Here is an 18,145-nt window from a genome sequence, read left to right on the forward strand (position 1 = left end):
GGAGAAGGAAAAGAGTTGGATAACACTTATAGTTTCGCAGCCGTGCGAGGTGTGCAGGCCCGCCGGGCCTTTTACGTCGCCATGGTTCCCCTCAAGGTCATCGAACGCCTCTTCCGCTTCGACGAGGAAGACCTGCCCGTCGAGCTGCGGGCGCAACGGGACCTCAACCGCGCGCGCATACCCGCGATCGCGCGATACATCACCGACAACGCGGACGAGTACGTCCTTTCGGCGCTCTCCGCTTCGATTGACGGCGCGTTCCGCTTCGAGCCGCTTCCAGGCCAGCGCTCGATCGGCACGCTGCTGATCGACATGACGGCCGTCATCCTGATCAACGACGGACAGCATCGACGCGCCGGCATCGTGGAGGCGCTGAGGGAGCGCCCGTCGCTCGGCGACGAGACGATCGCCGTCACCCTCTTCCCGGACGAGGGGCTCGAACGGTCGCAGCAGATGTTCGTCGACCTCAATCAGCATGGCGTGAAGCCGGCCAGGTCGCTCCGCCTGTTCTACGACGGGCGCGACGATGTGGCGCGTCTCACCCGCGCCGTGGCCGATGCCATCCCGCTCTTCCGGGAGTTCACGGACTTCAGCCGCTCCAACCTTCCCGCGGGATCGCGCAAGCTGTTCGCCTTCAGCAACCTCCACACGGCTACCAAGACGCTCGTCAGCGACGCGCGGCTCTCGGCGACCGCGGAGGACCCCGCCGGCGTGGTCGCGTTCTGGGAGGCCGTCATCGAGAACATGCCCGACTGGCAGGCGGTGGGACGGCGCGAGGTGTCCGCAGCTGACCTACGCCGCGAAACCGTCCATGCCCACGGGATCGCGCTCGAGGCGATCGCTATCGCGGGAGCCCGCATGATCGACCTCGATCCCACGGGATGGCGCGAGGCCCTGACGGCGCTTCGTCGGGTAGATTGGTCGAGAACGAACAAGAGGCTGTGGGAGGGACGCGCGCTCCTCAACGGACGCGTGAACCGGTCCCGTACTAGCGTGCTGCTCACGGCCGAGCTCATTTCCCGCGCGGTTCCCCAACAAAGGCCCTGACGCCTTTCCGCGAATCGGCTAGAATCGGATCAAGGCTGGTGCATATGAAGAACATCGTACGAGAAGACGGCGCTGCGCGCATGAAGCGCATCCATGACGACATACGTGAAATCTATCTGGCGGACGCTCGTCCCTGGGTCGTGGGCTACTCCGGGGGCAAGGATTCCACCACCGCGCTCCAGCTGATCTGGTCCGCCATCTCCGAACTGGACAAGGAGCGCCGGACGAAGCCGATCTACGTCATCAGTTCCGACACCCTGGTGGAGACGCCCGTCGTCTCCAACTACATTGACGTATCCCTGAAGCGGATCGCCCAGGCGGCGGTCGAGCAGGACATGCCGGTCATCACCCACAAGGTGATGCCCGAGGTGGACAAGAGCTTCTGGGTAAACCTGATCGGCCGTGGCTATCCCGCACCGTCGCGACGCTTTCGCTGGTGCACCGAACGCCTCAAGATCGAACCGGCGAACGACTTCATCCGAAGCCGGGTCGCCGAGTTCGGCGAAGTCGTCATGGTGCTCGGCGTTCGCAGGCAGGAGTCCGCCACCCGCGCGCAGGTCATGTCGCTGCACAGCATCGAGGGTTCGCGGCTCTCCAAGCATTCGTCTCTGCTGAACGCGTTCGTGTACGCGCCGATCGCAGACTTCTCGACCGACGACGTATGGACCTACCTGCTTCAGCACGCCTCGCCCTGGGGTAACGACAACCGCGACCTCGTGGCGATGTACCGCAACGCGGCATCGGGCGAGTGTCCACTTGTGGTGGATACGTCCACCCCGTCGTGCGGCAACTCGCGCTTCGGCTGCTGGGTCTGCACCGTCGTTGAGCGTGACAAGGCCATGGAGGCCATGATCGACTCCGGCGAGGATTGGCTGACGCCGCTCCTGGAGTTCCGCGACATGCTCGCCGAAACTCAGGACCCGAAACGCAAGCTCGAATTCCGCGACCACCGCCGCCGGACCGGCGGCGTCTCGTTCATCGGCGACACTGACCGCGTCATGCCGGGACCCTACACGATGGACTTCCGCCGGACGCTGCTGCGACGGCTGCTGGAGACGCAGCGGGCGGTAGCCGCCGAGGCGCCTCCTGGTGAGGCCCCGATCCTGATTCATCCGAACGAGCTGCAGGAGATCCGTCGGCTCTGGCGGACCGAGCGTGGCGACTGGGAGGACTCGGTGCCGCGGATCGTTCGTGAGACGCTGGGGCGCGACGCGAAATACATAGAACCCGATTGGGTGTCCGAAGACGCTGTTGCGTTCACGGCGGAAGACGGGGAGCTCCTGAATGGGCTCTGCGAGGAAGCAGACGTGCCGGTCGAGCTGGTGATGCGTCTCCTCGACATCGAGCGCGGATCGCATGGGCTGAAGCGGCGGCATGGCGTCCACACCCGCATCGAGGACGCCTTCCGACTGGAATGGCGGGATCACGACGCAGTGGTGGCGGAGCGACGGCTGGCCATTGGAATGACCGCGGCGAACGACGCGGCCATCGTCGATGACGACGAGCTCGAGCTCCCCTTCGATCCTGACGGGGAAGTCTCGCGATGATCCTCCGGACGATCGAGATCGAGAATTTCGGGCTGTACGCAGGTCGTCAGACGCTGGACCTCGTACCGCGGCGGGGGACCTCCCGGCCGACGCCGGTCATCCTGTTCGGCGGACGCAACGGCGCCGGCAAGACGACGCTCCTGGAGGCGGTCAGGCTCGCCCTGTACGGCAAGCTGGCACTCGGCCATCGCGTTGGACAGGCCGAGTACGAGGAGCATCTGCTGGCCCGCATGCACGTCGGTGCGGGCGGGCATGTCGCCGGATCCGCATCCGTCGGCATGGAGTTCGACTATGCCGAAGCGGGAAGGATCCATCGCTACCGCGTGATCCGCCGCTGGACCGCCAAGGGCAAGAAGGCCGTGGAGACGCTGATCCTGGAGAAGGACGGCCGCCCCGTGGACTCCGTGCCCCGAGAGGAATGGCACCACTTCCTGCAGGAACTGATTCCGCCCGGCGTGTCTCAGCTCTTCTTCTTCGACGGCGAGAAGATCGCGGAGATCGCGCGAGACGACGTCGACGACGGCCTGGCGGACGCCGTCCGCGGCCTGCTCGGCATCGAGATGGTAGGTCGCCTCCGTACCGATCTCGGCCTTTTCATGGCACGGCGGGAGAACAAGGAGGGGGCCGCCGCCGCGAGCCGGCTCAAGACCGTCATCGACGAGCTGGACCACACCGACCGGATGGTCGCGGACATGCAGGAGGTCGTAGCCGAGCTGACCTCCCGGCGCATGGGTCAGGTGCGGGCCGCCGCGAACCTGCGCCAGCGCTTCGCCGCGGAAGGCGGGGACGCGGCGAGCCAGCGAGCAAAGTTCGAGGCCACTCGGGACGAAGCGCGTCACCAGCTCGCCCGCCGAGAAACCGAGCTGCGCGAGCTTGCGGGCGGGCTTCTCCCGTTCGCTATGGCGCCCAAGACCGTCCAACGACTGACGGCGGCGCTCTCGCGATCAGCCGGCACCGGAGCGGCGGAGGCAGCTGTGCTCCGCGAACGATTGCTGGCATGGCGCGGGACGGGCGATCCGCCACGCTCCGCGCAGTGGAAGGAGGGTCACTGGCGCGATCTAGACGCATTCCTGGCGGCAGAGGGCTACGCACCCAGCTCAGGCGACGAGCCTCTATCCGACCTGGGTGCGAACGAGCGCGCAAGCCTCCTCCACCATCTGCGCGAGGTGCGCGAGACCACCGTCGCGCGCTCCGCGCTGATCGCGTCCGAGATGGATCGGCTTGGCGGCAGGCTGCGCGACGCCGAAGCCAACCTGGTGAGGGCGTCCGGTCAAGGCGCCGCCCTCATCGGTCAGGAGATCGGGCTGGCGGACAGCCAGGTTTCGGCGACCGAGGCCGAGCTTAAGGCACGTGAGGAGGAGCTAAAGGGACTGGAATTCAAGCGCACCACGCTTCGCCGTGAGCGTGAACGACTTCTCAAAGCCCAGGCCGAAGCGCAAGCTACTCAAGGCCGGACCGCATTGGCCGGCCGCATCGGGCAGGTCCTCGAACGCTACGAGGAGCGGCTGCTGGAGTCGAAGCTGGCGACCCTGCAGGCCGAATTCGTCCGCCGCTTCAACCATCTCGCCCGCAAAGGCGGCTTCGTCGCCGACGCGCGCATCGACAGGAACACCTTCGCCACCACCCTCATCGACCAGGACGGACGCGAAATCGCCAAGTCGGCGCTCTCGGCGGGCGAGAAGCAGGTCTACGCGATCGCCATGCTGTGGGCGCTGGCACATACCAGCGGCCGTGCCCTGCCGATGATCATCGACACGCCTCTCGCGCGTCTGGACTCGGAGCACCGCCGGACCTTCGTGGAGCGGTACCTGCCAGAGGCGAGCCACCAGGTCATCGTCCTCTCGACGGACACCGAAGTCGACGATCCGCTGCTACGCCGCCTGCGTCCGGCCGTGAGCCACACCTATCGGCTCGACTACGATCCCGAGCGGCGCGCCACCTCGGCGCACCGGGGCTACTTCGGAGATGAGGAGGCAGCCGATGCGGTTCACCAAAATTAAGATCTCGGCGGATGCCGAGAGCAGGCTCCGCTCCGTCCGCCAGAAGACGGGCCTGACGCCGAACCTTCTGTGCCGGATGGCGACCATGCTTTCCCTTGAAGAAGGACCGGTCGGACCGGGCACGGTCACCGACGAGGGTGGGCGCGAGATGAACGCATACACCCTGACCGGCGAACACCACGCGCTGATCACGGCGATGATCCGGCTCGTCGAGGAGGAGGCGGAGGGTCATCGACTGCCCGATGAGGAGCTTCTCCTCCGCTTCCGCGCGCACATCCACCGCGGAGTGGGCACGCTCTCGGTGCGGGCCAAGTCGCCAGCCGACCTGGCGAGGCTGGCTGTAGCCGCATGACGATCGACGCTCCGCTCTATCTCGACCACAACGCCACGACACCCGTCGACCCGCGGGTGCTCGATGCAATGCTGCCCTTCTTCACGGAGGTCTTCGGCAACGCCTCCAGCGTGGAGCACGTGCACGGCAACCGGGCACAGGCAGCCGTGGCGAAGGCACGCGGTCAGGTGGCCGCACATCTGGGCGCGCGTGAGAACGAGATCGTCTTCACGGGGAGCTGCACAGAGGCCAGCAACATGGCCGTCCTCGGCGCGGCACGAGCCCGGCCCGAACGCAGGCACGTCGTGACCTCGGCGGTCGAGCATCCCGCGGTGATGGAGCCGATGCGCCAGCTAGCGCGGGAGGGATACGACCTCAGTATCGTCGGGGTGGACGAGTACGGCCGAGTCGACCCGGGGGCGGTCGCCGCTGCGATCCGAGACGACACGGCGCTCGTGTCCATCATGGGCGCCAACAACGAGGTGGGCACCACCCAGCCGCTCGCCGAGATCGGTGCCCTCTGCGAGGCACGCGGCACGCTGTTCCATGCCGACCTCGCCCAGGTGCTGGCGCATCGACGCGTGGACGTCCAGGCCGAGCACATTCACCTCGCGAGCGTCTCCGGGCACAAGGCCTATGGGCCGAAGGGCGTCGGCGCTCTTTACGTACGGTCGCGATCCCCGCGCGCGAAGCTCGCACAGACGATCTGGGGCGGCGGTCAAGAGAAGGGCTTGCGGTCGGGAACCCTCGCGGTCCCCCTGATCGTGGGGCTCGGTCAGGCGCTGGAGATCGCAGGGCGCGAAGGCGCGCGCGACAGCGAGCGCCTCTCGATCATGTGCCGCGCCTTCGTCTCGAAGGTCATGGATGCTCTCCCAGGGGTCAGGTACAACGGGCATCCGACGCATCGCATCCCTGGCAACGTCTCCTTGTCGATCGACGGCATCGAGCCGCTGGCCCTGATACACCGGCTCAATCCCGTCGCCAGCTTCTCCGCCTCCAGCGCCTGCGCCACCGACAAGGTCACGACCAGCGACGTGCTGCTGGCGATGTTCGGCGACGCTCCTCGAGCGCGTCAGGCATTCCGCGTTTCCCCCGGAAGAGGCACCGACGCACGATCGCTGGAGCGTTTCGCCGACCAGCTCATCGAGACTACCAGGGACCTAGCCCGCCTCGCCGCCTGAAGCGTTGGGTCCGCAGCATCGTGCCCTACTATCTTGGATTACGCGCCGGTTGATCGCGCGAAGTTCATCCGGTTCGGCTTTCAAAGGGGGCCGTCTGCCGAACGCGCCCGGTCCGTCCACTGATCAGCTCAGCATTTCGCTCTGTACGCATCAGGGATGACGAACACCTCGTCGGCACGGCCATAAACAAGCGTGTTCTGCCGACCTGCTTACAGCTGCGCATCGCGGGCCTGCCGAACAAGCCGCCACCAAGGGAGCAACTCCTCCAGTTCGTCGTCGAAAGGGAAGGGGCGTCGCTGAAGACCGGTCCCGAACAGATCCGTGTGAATGCTCGAAAGCAGCCAGCCGTAACGGTCGACCTTCGCCGCCTCCTCCACCGCCTGCAGCAGCGTCTCTGGCGTGGCAACGCGTAGCACCGATTCCAGCTGCGCTATGGAGGCGAAGGTCACCGGGCGGCGGTCGCCCACAACGATCCCGGGATCCATGTCTCCGGCAATCACCTCCGCCCGCACCATGACCTTCTCGATCATGCCGGGTCTCGCGACGAACCAGTCGTCGAGCGAGAGCAGTAACCCCCTCACGTCGTTAGACAGCGCCCTGCCCGTAAGTCCCCGGCGGCAATGCGAGAAGAAGCGCCATATCTGCGCGACCCCCTTGGCCATCTCCTCGTAACCTCGCTCGCCGGATGGATCTTCGCTGAAGCGTGCATTGAAGCTCATCCTGGTTGCCTTGCACTCGATGATCAGGCGCAGCGAATCGTCAGCCTCCGTGAGCAGGATGTCCGGCGAGGCGATGTCCTCGCCCGCGGCCCGGTAGCTGAACTCACGCTCGAACGGCATCTGCGGCAGCATCGCCCCAAGCAAGCGGAGGACGTAGGCCTCGAAGCGGCGGCCGTAATCCGCGCGGACCGCGCCGCCGCCGCCGACGACATCGTAGAAGAGACCTGACGTGACCCTGCTGACGATCAGGTCCGGTAGCGGCGCTCGCATGCGGCGGCCGCGGGGACCAAACGTGATGCATGGAAACTGTCTGAGGACGCTGGGCTTGTAGGCCGTAGCGTCACCCTCCGCCCGAGCACCCGGCGCGATCTCCACCACGTGAGAGATCGGCCGCGCGATCCTGGCGAGAACCGCCTGGAGCCGCTCCGGCGCTACTCCGAGCGCCTGGAACACCTTGAGATCCGAACCCGGCCGCATAACGGGATCAAGAAGGAAGCCAGCCATCAGCCCGTAGCCCACGAATGTCATGTCAGCGACGGTCAACTTGTGCTCCTCCGCCAGATACCTGGCCGAGTCCCCCTGACCGTAGACGGAAACGCTGCGGTAGAACTCCGCGGTCGTGGTGAAGCCCCGCTGCCATTCGAACTGGCGCGCGCTGATGCGGCCGAGCTCCTGCATGATGGGCAACTGGGCCCGGCGAGCCGCGTACTCCGCGCCTTCCAGCCTACGCAGCAGGTTCACCAGCGCGGTGACGGAGGGCCAACCCTTGGCGTCGAAGGTCGTGTACCTGCTCCGCCGCGGCGTGGTGAGCAGCTCGTTGGCGAGCGTCTCGAGCTCCCAAGGATAAACCGCGTGTGGCCCCACGATGCCCTCCGTCGCAGCGCCGGCGGGAACGCCGCGGAAGAACGGGAGAGCCTTATCGCTGCGTCCGGTCTGCAAGGCGTTGACCGCCCAGATCAGCGCCATGAAAGCCTCATGATCGGCATGCGCCAATACGTCGGCCAAAAGCTGGCGAACGTGCGCCGCTGACTCCTCGGTCAGATCATCCGTCATGACTTCGAGGCGTATAGGCGGCAGCCGTCCTCCTCAACTCGTCATGAAAGCGTATTCCGCATAGTTGCCGACGAACCGAGCCTCCTCACCCTCGTGAGGGCAGCTGCGTTGTCGCGTTTTCGGCGGAAATCAGGTTCCTACTGGAACGAGTCCTTTGCAAGCCGTTGACAACGCTCACCGAGCACGGCCTTCTCCGGCGGGCGGCTCGAGACAGCCGCCCGGGGGAAGCATGCGGCCAGTTCTCACAACCACTACCCGCGCCCACACGCGCCACTTCCGGTCCAAATTCAACGGGCCGGTGCGTTGATGGCGGACGACAAGAAGACGGTCTGGGACAAGGAGGCGGAACACCGCCAGTTCATCCAGCACACGGACGGCATCAAGCTGCACCGCGAGGACTTCGTACTCTATCCCCACCTCTGGCAGCGCTACGGCAAGGGCCGAGGCCTCAAGTGGAAGACGATCCCTTTCGATCGCTCCAAGCGTCCGGAAGTTCCAAAGACCCAGGGCCTGTACGCCTTCGTCGTGCATCCTTCTGTGTCGGACCTGCCGCCCAGCGCTTGGCTGTTCTACATCGGCGAGGTTGGGGCGACCGCGTCCAAGGCGCGGACGTTCTGGAAGCGCTACGACGAGTACCTCGGCGAGCTCGACCGGACCACCCGCCCGAAGCTCTCCATGCTGCTGGAGCGCTACAGGGGTCACGTTCACTTCTACTACTGCGAGCTGGATCCGACGACGGTCGATCTGAAGGCCGTCGAGGCGGAGTTGATCACGGCAGCGTGGCCCTATGCCAACATCAAGGACTTCCATGTCCAATACGGACAAGTGAGGCGCGCATTCTCATGAACAAACCTCCGATGAACCTCCCCGCGCTCTTCGCTCAGATGGGCGATTGGAAGTACTACAGCACTATCATGCGACTGGGGGATGTCGCCGACCGGGTCGGCTTCGCCGATCAGATCAACGAGGTTCGTCCCGGCCGTCAGCTGTCGGACCTCATCCAGCGCGCGCTCACGGAAGGCCGCGCCGCTGAGATCGGCGGCTATCTGACCGCCAACGAGGACCGGTTCTTCAACTCGCTCGTCGTGGCGGTCTACGGTGGCGATCCCGAATGGCTGGAGTTCGAGATCGGCGCGAACCAAGTGAACCCACTGGCCGGAGGCGTTCCGGAATGGGCGGCGAACGCCTTCGGTTTCCTCCACTTATCTGGCGAGGAGACGCTCTTCGCCATCGACGGGCAGCATCGCCTCGCAGGCATCTCGAGCGCACTCGCACGGGACGCGTCGTTGGCCGATGAGCGCATCAGCGTCGTGGTCGTCGCGCACAAGACCTCTGACGAGGGACGTCGCCGCACGCGCAAGCTGTTCACCACGCTCAACCGGTCGGCGATACCCGTCAACAAGTCCGAGATCATCGCCCTGGACGAGTCGGATGCGTCGGCGATCATCACCCGGCGCTTGGTCGAGGAACACCCCTACTTCTCGGGTGGTCAGGTGCTCGCGAAGTACGGTGCCGCCAACCTCCCGGCAAGCGACGGCGAGCACTTCGTCACCATCATCAAGCTCTACGATCTCGTGAGCTATGTCCTGGGGTACATCGTCAACAGCCTGGATCGCGAGCGGAGGACGAGGCTGCGATACGTAAGACCATCCGATGCCGTGCTGGACACTTACTACACGCGAACGGCCCAGTTCTTCGAGACGTTCGCGAACGCGATGCCCGAGCTGAAAGAGTACTTCTTGGCCAAGGGCGATGCCGCGAAGGCGATTGTCCAGCGTGAGAGGCATGCGCAGAACAACGTGCTGTTCCGAGCCGTCGGCGTAGAGATCTTCGTGCGATTGATTTACCAGATCAAGGAGGAGGACGAGGTGAGTTGGCGCTCAGCCATCAAGAAGGTTGCCGCTCTTCCACGCCGCTTCACCGATGTGCCGTATCGTGACGTGATCTACGACACGTCCGGCGAAAGGCTCATCCTGGGCCGCACGAGGCTTACGATATCCCTCCTGTCATACATGCTGGGCTACGAACCCGGCGATAAGGACGATCTGCGACGGAAGTACGCCGAGGCTCTCGAACAGGAAGTCTCAGGAACCCGCCTGCCACGGCGCATCAAGACCGCCTGAGACGGAGCGTCGACGATGGAAGCGTCAAGGCATCTCTTCATCGTCGGCGCCGGTTTTTCGTTCAACGCGGGCCTGCCGCTCGCCAGCAACTTCACCGAGGCGCTGCTCGACCCCAAGGCGAAGCTGACGCCCGGCTACACGAGCCACACGCTAAACGAAGTGATACGCGCCTTCATCGACGACGCGTTCGGGAACGGCGTCGCGGTACCGGCGATCGATTGGCCCGAGCTTGAGGACGTCTTCACGACGATCGACCTGGCCGCGAACACCGGACACCATCTCGGCCCCAAGTATCCGGCGTCCACGCTGCGGACCATTCGTCGTTCACTCATCGTCCGGTTCATGCGGATGCTCAGGACCGCCTACGACGACGGCGCCCGGCGCAAGAGCGCCGAATGGCAGCTGCTGCAGGATTTGCTGGGCTCCGTGGATCTCGGCAGCGGCGCCTTCCTGAGCCTCAACTGGGACACCGTCATCGAGAGCGGCCTGGCGAGGCTTCAGCGGGTCACATCGATCGACTACGCCTGCGGCGCGCTGCCGGCGAAGATAGAGCGCTCAGGGATACAGGTACGACGGGTCGCGCCATCGGCGACCATGGCACGTATCCTGAAGCCGCATGGCTCGATCAACTGGATGTACTGCGACTGCTGCAGCCGCATGTACTGGTTCGCGCATGAGGCGATCGAAAAGGTCGCAAGCCGTCTCTTCAAGGACAGCGACAAGGCTGTCGTGAAGGCCCTCACCGGGATCGAGATGCGCAATGCGTTCACCTCGTCTCCCTGCCCCGAGTGCAAGGCGGAGGCGCTCGGCACGCGGTTCGCCACGTTCAGCTACCGCAAGGCTCTCGAGTTCCCGATGCACATCGCCACGTGGAGGGAGGCGGAGCGCCAACTGCGGGAGGCCGAAGACTGGATCTTCATCGGCTACTCGCTCCCGCCAGCGGATTACGAGTTCAAGTTCCTACTGAAACGCGTCCAGCTCTCCCGCACTAAGCCGCCTCGGATAACGCTCGTGACCAGCGGCGGGCCAGCATCACCTACCGCAAAGGCCTACCGCAAGTTTTTCGGGGCGTCGGCCATCAGGGACAGCGACATGTTCGTGAACGGCTTGAACCTTGCAAGCCTCGATCACCTCAGGAAGGTGCGGGCGCTGACATGACACGGAACGCATCGAGACTTCGCGGGAGCGCGCGGTGAAGCATTCCGGCGAGACGACCTTCGCCTCATGGCGGAGCTACTGGGACTTCGAGCGATCGGTCCGCAGGGAGCTGCGTTACATCCACTCGGAGGAGACGCAGGACTTCCTCGACGCCGTCCTCGCGAGCAGCCGCGGTCGGGAGGTCGACCTGCCTGCCGGCCGGACCTTCTGGCGGGCGCAGCTCGGCAACGACTGGCGCAGAACCGGAGACGAGCCTACCGACGAGGAGGTACCGTGCGCGCATCCCCGCGCGCGGATGACACCGCTTCCGGATCGCGCAAGCGATGGTCGGGCGAACCCCCGCGGCATCCCCTGCCTATATCTCGCTACGTCCAAGGAGACCGCGATGTCCGAGGTCCGGCCATGGATAGGCTCGTACGTCTCCGTCGGCCAGTTCAGGACGACGCGGCCGCTCGCCATCGTGAATTGCACCGCGGAGCGTCCGACCACGCCGCTGCACCTCGAGGAGCCGGACGCATCGGGACGTTCCGAAGCCGTCTGGGCGCACATAGACCGCGCGTTCGCTGAACCGACCACACGTTCGGACGATGCCGCCGACTACGTTCCGACACAGATCATCGCAGAGCTGTTCAAGCGCGCCGGACTGGACGGCATCGCCTATCGCAGCAACTTCGGCGGCGGCTTCAATCTCGCGCTCTTCGATCTCGCCGGCGCCGAGTTGGTCAATTGCGGGCTCTTCGAGGTCGACGCCATGCAGCCGAGCTTCAAGGAGGCGGACCAGTTCTACTTCATCTCCGACATGTCGCGGGGCTGACGCTCACACGACGACGAAAGGGTCTTGAGCTCAACCTTGGTTGAGCCAGTAGAGGAGTGTTCGGTCCCTTTCCGGAGAGAGAAAATGCCGAACCTTCTCGACGCCGCGCAGCCGTCCGGCGGCGCACTCGCCCATCAGGACGTGCAACTGGTGATCATACACGACGCTACCGGCGGGCCTGCGGAGAAGCTGGCCCAGGCCGTGGCGGACGGCGTTGAAAGCGCCGGAGCGCAAGCGCTGATCCGCAGCGCGGCTCCGAGCCTCACGCGGTCCAGTCCGGAAGCCGTTCCACCTGACGCGCTGTGGAACTGGCCGAGCGTCACCTTGGGCGACCTCGAGCGAGGCGACGGGGTCGTCATCGTGACCACCACCAGCTTCGGCCGGATCTCCTCCTCGATGGCGGGAGTGCTCGACGAGGCGATCGACAACCTCGTATCCGGAGAGCTGTCCGGACTCGTCGGGAGCGCCATCGTCTGCCCGGGCGACCATCCTGGCGGTGAGGTCGGGACCTACCTTTCCGTGATTGGCAATCTGATGCAGCTGGGAATGGTAGTTGCCGGCAAACCTAAGGCCACTGGAGCCGACGACATGGCTGACAAGCATGATATGGGTGCGACGCCGTCTCCCGGGCACGACCTGGAGGAAGCCTACCGGCAAGGGGCGGCGGTGGCCAAGATTGCGGTCAAGCTCGCGAGGTGACGGACGCTGCAGAACCGGTTGCGGCACAGGAGTCTCTGCTGCGGACTGTCGTGGCGGCATTCTACCGCCGGGTCCGCGCCGATCCCCTCCTCGGGCCGGTGTTCGAGCAGGTCGTCGAAGACTGGAGTGCGCACCAGGAACGCCTCACGGCGTTCTGGTCCGCCGCCGTCTTCAAGTCGGGCCGGTACAAGGGGCGTCCCGTACCGGCCCACATGGCGCACGGTTCGCTGCTGACGCGGCCCATGTTCGACCGGTGGCTAGAGATTTGGGCGGAAGTGACGTCTCGAATGGCACCCGAACTCGCGCCGACACTGCAGTTCAAAGCCGTCCGTATTGCCGAGAGCATACAGCTTGCCCTCTTCTTCGAAGCCGAGCTGCATGCTGGCGCCAACGGTCGAAGGCCAACTCGCCTCATGTCCGCACCGAGTGGGAAATAGTCTCAACGGATCCGCATCCGCAGCCTTCCGGACCGGCTGAGCATCAGCTTCCCTCGGCATCCAACGCGATTCCGCGGAGCAGGCCCACGGCGAACATGTTCCTCCTCAACTCCTCCAGCTCGGCGGTTCGAAATTCTGGGAACGAGAGCTGCCGAGCGCGTTCGAGCCTCTCGCGCGCCGGGTAGACGACCCGGCCTGACATTCCGTCGGCTCTCCCGAGATAGCATGGCTGATGAAGCAACCAGTCGCCGGCGCTGCCGTCACGTGCAGCGCCGGCGCACATGCCGGCATCGATGCGCGCGCCATAGCGCGTCACGACGCGATCAAATGTCTCTACCTGTCCGTCATCGAACTCGACATCGAAGCGGCGATCGTCCCGCGTCCGCACGTCCACGATCCCGCCCTGCCTGTAGTCGACCCCGGGGAAGCCCTCCAACAACCTCATCAGCCAGACGTTGTAGTTGGAGAGCTGCCGGGTGAAGGGGGTTGGCGTCATCCCGTTCAAAGTCAGACTGATGCCCTGGCGCGCGACCGCGTGGAGGTCCGCACCGTCATTGGGGACGATGATGTCGCGCGCGGCCTCCGCAATACGCAGGCTGACCCAGTAGTCGATCTCCTTGGTGACCGCCTCCCGGATCGTCAGCTGCGCCTCCAAGGCGAGGCCCTCGACCAGGCGATCCCGCTCAACCTCGGACAGATCTTCCAGCGAACTCGCAGGGAAGGCAGCCGCTGCGTGAGGTCGCAGGGCCGCCTCGATCTTCGACAGGATCGGCCGAGTGTGTGGCTGATTGTCAAGGGGCCAGTCCCCCCGTGAATTGAACTCGCCATGGAACCTGAGTTCCAGCCACCAGGCCAACTCTGAGATGATCGGACGATCGGACCTGTCGGTGCCGCCATTACCCGTGAGATCGGGCAATCTCGCCTCTTCCAAACGCTGATCGAGACTGAGACCAAGGTAGTCGTATGACGGCCACAGGTCCTCGACGTCCTTGTGATCGAAATCCGCCATCGCGTAGTGCATGCCCTCGATCACGCCGCTGTCTCCGCAGCCGGAGAGCAGTACCTTGGCCGGGGGCACGAGATGGTCGTAGATCAGCCTGTGTCCCGAGGACCAGTAGCTGTGATCGACCAGACTGAACGGGTTCGCCTCCTCTCCGAAGCCGGTGGCATCGATGAGCAGGTCCACGGCGACGGGAACGCTGCTCGTGATTCCCGAAACAGCGACGAGCTCGAGCTTGTCGCCGCAACGCCGGACGTTCTCTGGGAGAACCTCGCAGTCAAGCAGGCAACGAATCGGTAGGTCCCTCTCGTAGATCGCGAACTCGCGGAGCCACTGGGCAGCGACATCGCTCGCGCGTCCCTTGCTCCACGAGAAGATCGGCGACTTGAACGCGGGCGAGGACAAGGATGGCTCAAAGCTCGACCCAAGGAAGTTCGAGTTGAGTACCGGGGAGAGATGCCTGTGCCCCTTGTCGCGATAGCGGGGTAACAGGCGATCATCCTTCTCGAAGAGGTAGACCTCGGCTTGGGTCGTGAGACTCAGCGCAACCGCGAGCATCAATCCTGAAAAGGAGCCGCCGACCACCGCCACTACGTCTCCGGCTTTCACGCGCTTGCGACGTTCAAGAGCCCACACGAGGTTCACGCAGCGGAGCTGCTGATGGACAATCGAGATGTTCTGACGCGCAAAGCCGGAGGCCGAGAAAATTCGGTCATCAGAAGCGCTCACGGCCTCCTTCAGCATCTTGTCAGCGACGCGGTCGAGGGATCGCGAGGAGTCGAGATCAGGCTCAGGCAGATCGGATTGGGTCATGGGCGTCGCCTACGGCCGCTTCAGGCAGCCATCCAGTGCGTATCCGGTCGGAAGCCGTCCCCAACATGATCCGTCAATGAGTCGACGAGATCCGACGGCGGCCGGCATGACGCGGCAGAAAAGACCAACCCGCAGCAAGTCATCACCGCGACTTTCGGGATTTCGGCGGAAGCGACCGACAGGTCGCGGCCGGTAACCCATCGTAGCGGACACGCTCGATAGTTCTTCCGGGATCTTGATCGGTGTCGATCAGGACAGGAGGAAAAGATGAAGCATTGGGCACTCGCGCGTCAGCAGACCGGCGCCATCGTGCATGATTTCGCCCAGGAGCGCCTGCTCCGGCGTCTGCGGAGCGTGTTGAACGACCAGCCGGCGGCGAACGGAACGCCCGCCGTCGACGTACTCGCCACAGCCCTTCTCGCCGATCAGCGGACCGCCGGCGCATCGGCCGAGCAGCTGGCCTCGCTTACCGATCAGCAGCTCATGCTCTCGCACCTCTATCTCGATTACCTGCTGTCCAAGGGCGCAGGCGGACCCGTGGACCTTCCGTTCGGCACGCGGGCGGATTCGACCACTCCGGGAAGCGTGAAGATCGGCCCCCAACAGTACGTACCCGGCACCGTCGTTGATTTCGTCCCTGCGGGCACGCCGTTCGTCAAGGCGGGCGTCTGGCCGGCCCCTTACTCGTTGCGTCATCGCGTGGAAGAACGCGAGGCCCTGAACGCGCTCGGCGCCGACGGCGAGATCGACGAGATGGCGGCGGCCATCGCACGCTTGGCGCCGGAGGGGACCGCCTCCGTGCTCAGCCGTCTCGCAAGCGACTACGAAACCCTGGTCAGGATTCCGACCGGTTCCGAGCCGCTGTTCGCCACCCTCTACTGGCGCAACGGCGTCATCCGGGCCGACGTCTCGGTCAGCGGATCCCTCGACTGGTACTCGGATCAACTGGAGCTTCGAGGCACTTCGATCCGCAAGGCTCAGCGTGACCGGCTCCCCGGTCGTCCGCTCTCGGCGATCCCCGGCCTGCCGTTCAAGTGCGATGCCAGGATCAGCCACGTGGACGCGTCCCGGGGCAAGCACCTGCTCGTGACGGTCGAACTCGGGACGGAACTGGTGAACTGCGCAACGGGGACGATCTGGGCGAAGCCGGATGCTCGAAGCGAGCTTCGCTGCGCCTGACGGTGACCATCTCGAGGCCGGATCGCACGTTCGCGACGGCCTTGGGACGGCAGATGGAGTCGGTCGCACGACGACCGTGACTCACCAAGGATGACACGAAGTGGAACTGCAGGGAGGCGGGAAAAGCCTTGTCCTCGCAGCGACGCCAGGAGACGTGAAATGGACAGCAAGCGCGCAAACGGTAACTTCTCGAACCGCGAGATCATCTCGATGATCCGCAACAGGCTGGATGAGGCGGGTCACGCGGACGTGACCGTCAGCCGACTGTGGATCGATGAAGACACCGTCGGGTATCCCTTCCTCCTCCACGTGCCGGTCGGGGCGGAGCTGACCGTTCCGCTCAGGCCCAGGGAGGACATCGCCTACGCCAACGACGCGGAGGCGATCGGCAGGCATGCCGGTCATTTCGCGGCCGCGCTGATCAACCTCAAGCGAGCCGAGAAGATGCTCGGGAAGTATGCGCGCGACGTGCGTCGGGCGGCCGTGTCGGAGATCGCGGCGGCCCGCGCGGAGGGGTTGGACATCCTCCTCGAGCGCGTCGGCTTCAAGCCCACCTATGCCTACCACCTCACGCACAGCTCATGGAAGGAGGCGGCCCTCCATATCCTTGGCGAGGTGACCGTCCGGCACACGTCCTTCTATCTTCGACCGGAGACGTCCGTGCTGTGGGTCGAGGAGCCGGCCGACGTCGCGAGAGAGCTCGAGGACCTCAAGGAGGAACAACGCGGGCGGCAGGACGAGGTGGTGGAACTCGAAGCGCGCGGTTTCGATCTCGAGGTGGACGCGATCACGCTCGACCTCCTGAACGCACACGGTCTCGATGCCGCCGCCGTCCTGCGCGAAGTCTGGAAGGAGCAATGCGTCAACCTGCGTGTCGAGGATCGCGGTCGCGAGACACACCTCTCGCTCGTCAGCTTCTCGGGCAAGGTCACGGCCAGCTTCGAGCTCGAAAACGCCTATTGGAATGGCGAGCATCTCTGGTTCACGGGCGACGAACAGGCGAAGGACTACAAGCACCTGGTCGGCCAGCCACTCGGCGAGTCCGTTCGGCATCCCGTGTTCGCCTCCCGCCGCGTCGTCGACGTCGTTCATCGTCACGCCGACCACATCGTCCTCGACCTGTCGGAAAAGGTTCTGTTCGACGCGGATACCGGTCGCCTCTTCCGCGAGGAGGTGCTGGCAGCATGACCGACCGGAGCGACGAGGGGGTGCCGGGCGATGCGGCGGCAGCCAAGGATGGGACCGGAGCGGGAGCGAAGCGATGCTGCCGTGAGTCCGCTGGGTCCGGTGCAGCCCGCAACCAGCTTGAGACTTCACCGGCCGTCGACGTTTCGGACGGGGACGTCGTCGCAGCTCGGGAGCAAGCGCTCGGAGTGGTCGGACTGCCGTGGTTAGCGGCCCTGAAGGACCTTATGGGACCGACCGCATCCGGCCCGGGAACCACCCACTTCGCGTGGGGCCTGCGTGAGGATCGGCTTTCATGGGGAGACCTGAAGGTGTTCGCGGAGCGCCTGCAGCAGGACGTGGTCTTCCTGGAATTCGAGGACCCTCTCGCTGATTGCCCGCCGCGCATCTTGGTCGCCATCCGAGGCAAGAAGGTCGTCACCCTGTTCGAGGAGTGCGAGCTGTGGGTGCTCAACCATTGGACGAAGGTTGAGATCATCACGCCGAGCCGACGCTTCAAGCTCGATGATCACGGCCGGTTGAAAGGCAAGCCGAACAACCTCGATGAGATGCGTGCTCGCCGCGTGTCCCTGACACATCAGCGCTGGAAGGCGCTCGCCGCCGAGCTCGCGGCTACGGGGCTGACAGGTTGGAGGGTCATTCCAAGGGAGCTGTTCTCTCCGGCGGCTGCCACTGCCGAGGTCCTGAAGGCGCCTTAGTGGCCTTGCCCGAAAGCATATCGGCTCAGCGAAGACGTGGGTCGGCGACTAGCTCGCCATCTGGGCGCCAGAGGGCCTAGCCGGCGAGGTTCAGGGAAAAGCGAAGCGATATAAGTGGCGTTATAAAGGCTGGCTTTTCGTTCACCGAAAAGTTTCTCGCG

General features: G+C 65.0%; 16 protein-coding genes. 14 read left to right on the top strand and 2 right to left on the bottom strand.

What is annotated here, in order from left to right; genetic code table 11:
* The first annotated feature begins 15 nt into the window (after positions 1 to 15).
* Genes dndB through BMW51_RS13000 form a run of 5 tightly spaced genes read left to right on the top strand, consistent with a single transcriptional unit; the run spans position 16 to position 6,106 of the window.
* Positions 16 to 1,047 carry a DNA sulfur modification protein DndB gene (dndB, locus tag BMW51_RS12980; RefSeq protein ID WP_177171674.1) on the top strand — a complete coding sequence of 344 codons (1,032 nt, stop codon included), beginning with the start codon at positions 16 to 18 and terminating at the stop codon, positions 1,045 to 1,047.
* Positions 1,048 to 1,091: 44 nt separating this feature from the next.
* Positions 1,092 to 2,594 carry a DNA phosphorothioation system sulfurtransferase DndC gene (gene dndC / locus BMW51_RS12985; RefSeq protein WP_093007116.1) on the top strand — a complete coding sequence of 501 codons (1,503 nt, stop codon included), beginning with the start codon at positions 1,092 to 1,094 and terminating at the stop codon, positions 2,592 to 2,594.
* The gene (gene dndD, locus BMW51_RS12990) at positions 2,591 to 4,594 is read left to right on the top strand and encodes a DNA sulfur modification protein DndD (RefSeq protein ID WP_093007118.1); all 2,004 of its coding nucleotides are present in this window, start codon (positions 2,591 to 2,593) and stop codon (positions 4,592 to 4,594) included. The genes dndC and dndD overlap by 4 nt, the downstream gene beginning before the upstream one ends.
* Complete coding sequence (gene dndE, locus BMW51_RS12995) at positions 4,575 to 4,946, top strand: DNA sulfur modification protein DndE (RefSeq protein ID WP_093007293.1); 372 nt, start codon at positions 4,575 to 4,577, stop codon at positions 4,944 to 4,946. Before dndD ends, dndE begins: the two co-directional genes overlap by 20 nt.
* Positions 4,943 to 6,106, top strand: a complete 1,164-nt coding sequence (locus BMW51_RS13000) for a cysteine desulfurase family protein (RefSeq protein WP_218139393.1) — start codon at positions 4,943 to 4,945, stop codon at positions 6,104 to 6,106. The genes dndE and BMW51_RS13000 overlap by 4 nt, the downstream gene beginning before the upstream one ends.
* A 209-nt stretch (positions 6,107 to 6,315) precedes the next feature.
* On the opposite strand, the gene BMW51_RS13005 is transcribed toward BMW51_RS13000, so the two are convergent.
* On the bottom strand, positions 6,316 to 7,878 hold the full coding sequence (locus BMW51_RS13005) for a hypothetical protein (protein ID WP_093007120.1): 1,563 nt from the start codon (positions 7,876 to 7,878) through the stop codon (positions 6,316 to 6,318).
* A gap of 306 nt (positions 7,879 to 8,184) precedes the next feature.
* Here BMW51_RS13005 and BMW51_RS13010 point away from each other — a divergent pair, with 306 nt between their 5' ends.
* The 6 genes from BMW51_RS13010 to BMW51_RS13035 all read left to right on the top strand — a co-directional run bounded on the left by BMW51_RS13010 (position 8,185) and on the right by BMW51_RS13035 (position 13,109).
* Positions 8,185 to 8,724 (top strand): hypothetical protein, encoded by a 540-nt coding sequence (locus BMW51_RS13010; RefSeq protein ID WP_093007122.1) that lies wholly within the window; start codon positions 8,185 to 8,187, stop codon positions 8,722 to 8,724.
* Entirely contained in the window at positions 8,721 to 10,001 is a 1,281-nt protein-coding gene (locus BMW51_RS13015; protein ID WP_093007124.1) for a DNA sulfur modification protein DndB, read from the top strand. The genes BMW51_RS13010 and BMW51_RS13015 overlap by 4 nt, the downstream gene beginning before the upstream one ends.
* A 15-nt stretch (positions 10,002 to 10,016) precedes the next feature.
* On the top strand, positions 10,017 to 11,159 hold the full coding sequence (locus tag BMW51_RS13020) for a hypothetical protein (protein WP_093007126.1): 1,143 nt from the start codon (positions 10,017 to 10,019) through the stop codon (positions 11,157 to 11,159).
* A 34-nt stretch (positions 11,160 to 11,193) separates the two neighbouring features.
* Positions 11,194 to 11,973 (top strand): RES family NAD+ phosphorylase, encoded by a 780-nt coding sequence (locus BMW51_RS13025; protein ID WP_093007128.1) that lies wholly within the window; start codon positions 11,194 to 11,196, stop codon positions 11,971 to 11,973.
* Between the two features lie 84 nt (positions 11,974 to 12,057).
* Positions 12,058 to 12,672 carry an NADPH-dependent FMN reductase family protein gene (locus BMW51_RS13030; protein ID WP_093007130.1) on the top strand — a complete coding sequence of 205 codons (615 nt, stop codon included), beginning with the start codon at positions 12,058 to 12,060 and terminating at the stop codon, positions 12,670 to 12,672.
* Positions 12,669 to 13,109, top strand: a complete 441-nt coding sequence (locus BMW51_RS13035; protein WP_093007132.1) for a group III truncated hemoglobin — start codon at positions 12,669 to 12,671, stop codon at positions 13,107 to 13,109. Before BMW51_RS13030 ends, BMW51_RS13035 begins: the two co-directional genes overlap by 4 nt.
* 43 nt (positions 13,110 to 13,152) lie before the next feature.
* Here BMW51_RS13035 and BMW51_RS13040 read toward each other — a convergent pair whose 3' ends face one another.
* A complete protein-coding gene (locus tag BMW51_RS13040; RefSeq protein ID WP_093007134.1) occupies positions 13,153 to 14,922 on the bottom strand; it encodes a hypothetical protein in 1,770 nt (589 codons plus the stop codon).
* Between the two features lie 267 nt (positions 14,923 to 15,189).
* Here BMW51_RS13040 and BMW51_RS13045 point away from each other — a divergent pair, with 267 nt between their 5' ends.
* The 3 genes from BMW51_RS13045 to BMW51_RS13055 all read left to right on the top strand — a co-directional run bounded on the left by BMW51_RS13045 (position 15,190) and on the right by BMW51_RS13055 (position 17,984).
* Positions 15,190 to 16,101 (top strand): hypothetical protein, encoded by a 912-nt coding sequence (locus tag BMW51_RS13045; RefSeq protein ID WP_093007136.1) that lies wholly within the window; start codon positions 15,190 to 15,192, stop codon positions 16,099 to 16,101.
* Positions 16,102 to 16,260: 159 nt separating this feature from the next.
* Positions 16,261 to 17,289: a hypothetical protein gene (locus BMW51_RS13050; protein ID WP_093007138.1), complete on the top strand. Its 1,029-nt coding sequence runs from the start codon at positions 16,261 to 16,263 to the stop codon at positions 17,287 to 17,289.
* Complete coding sequence (locus tag BMW51_RS13055) at positions 17,286 to 17,984, top strand: hypothetical protein (protein WP_093007140.1); 699 nt, start codon at positions 17,286 to 17,288, stop codon at positions 17,982 to 17,984. Before BMW51_RS13050 ends, BMW51_RS13055 begins: the two co-directional genes overlap by 4 nt.
* The last annotated feature ends 161 nt before the right edge of the window (positions 17,985 to 18,145 follow it).

Source organism: Sphingomonas palmae (assembly GCF_900109565.1).
Taxonomy (GTDB): Bacteria; Pseudomonadota; Alphaproteobacteria; order Sphingomonadales; family Sphingomonadaceae; genus Sphingomonas; species Sphingomonas palmae.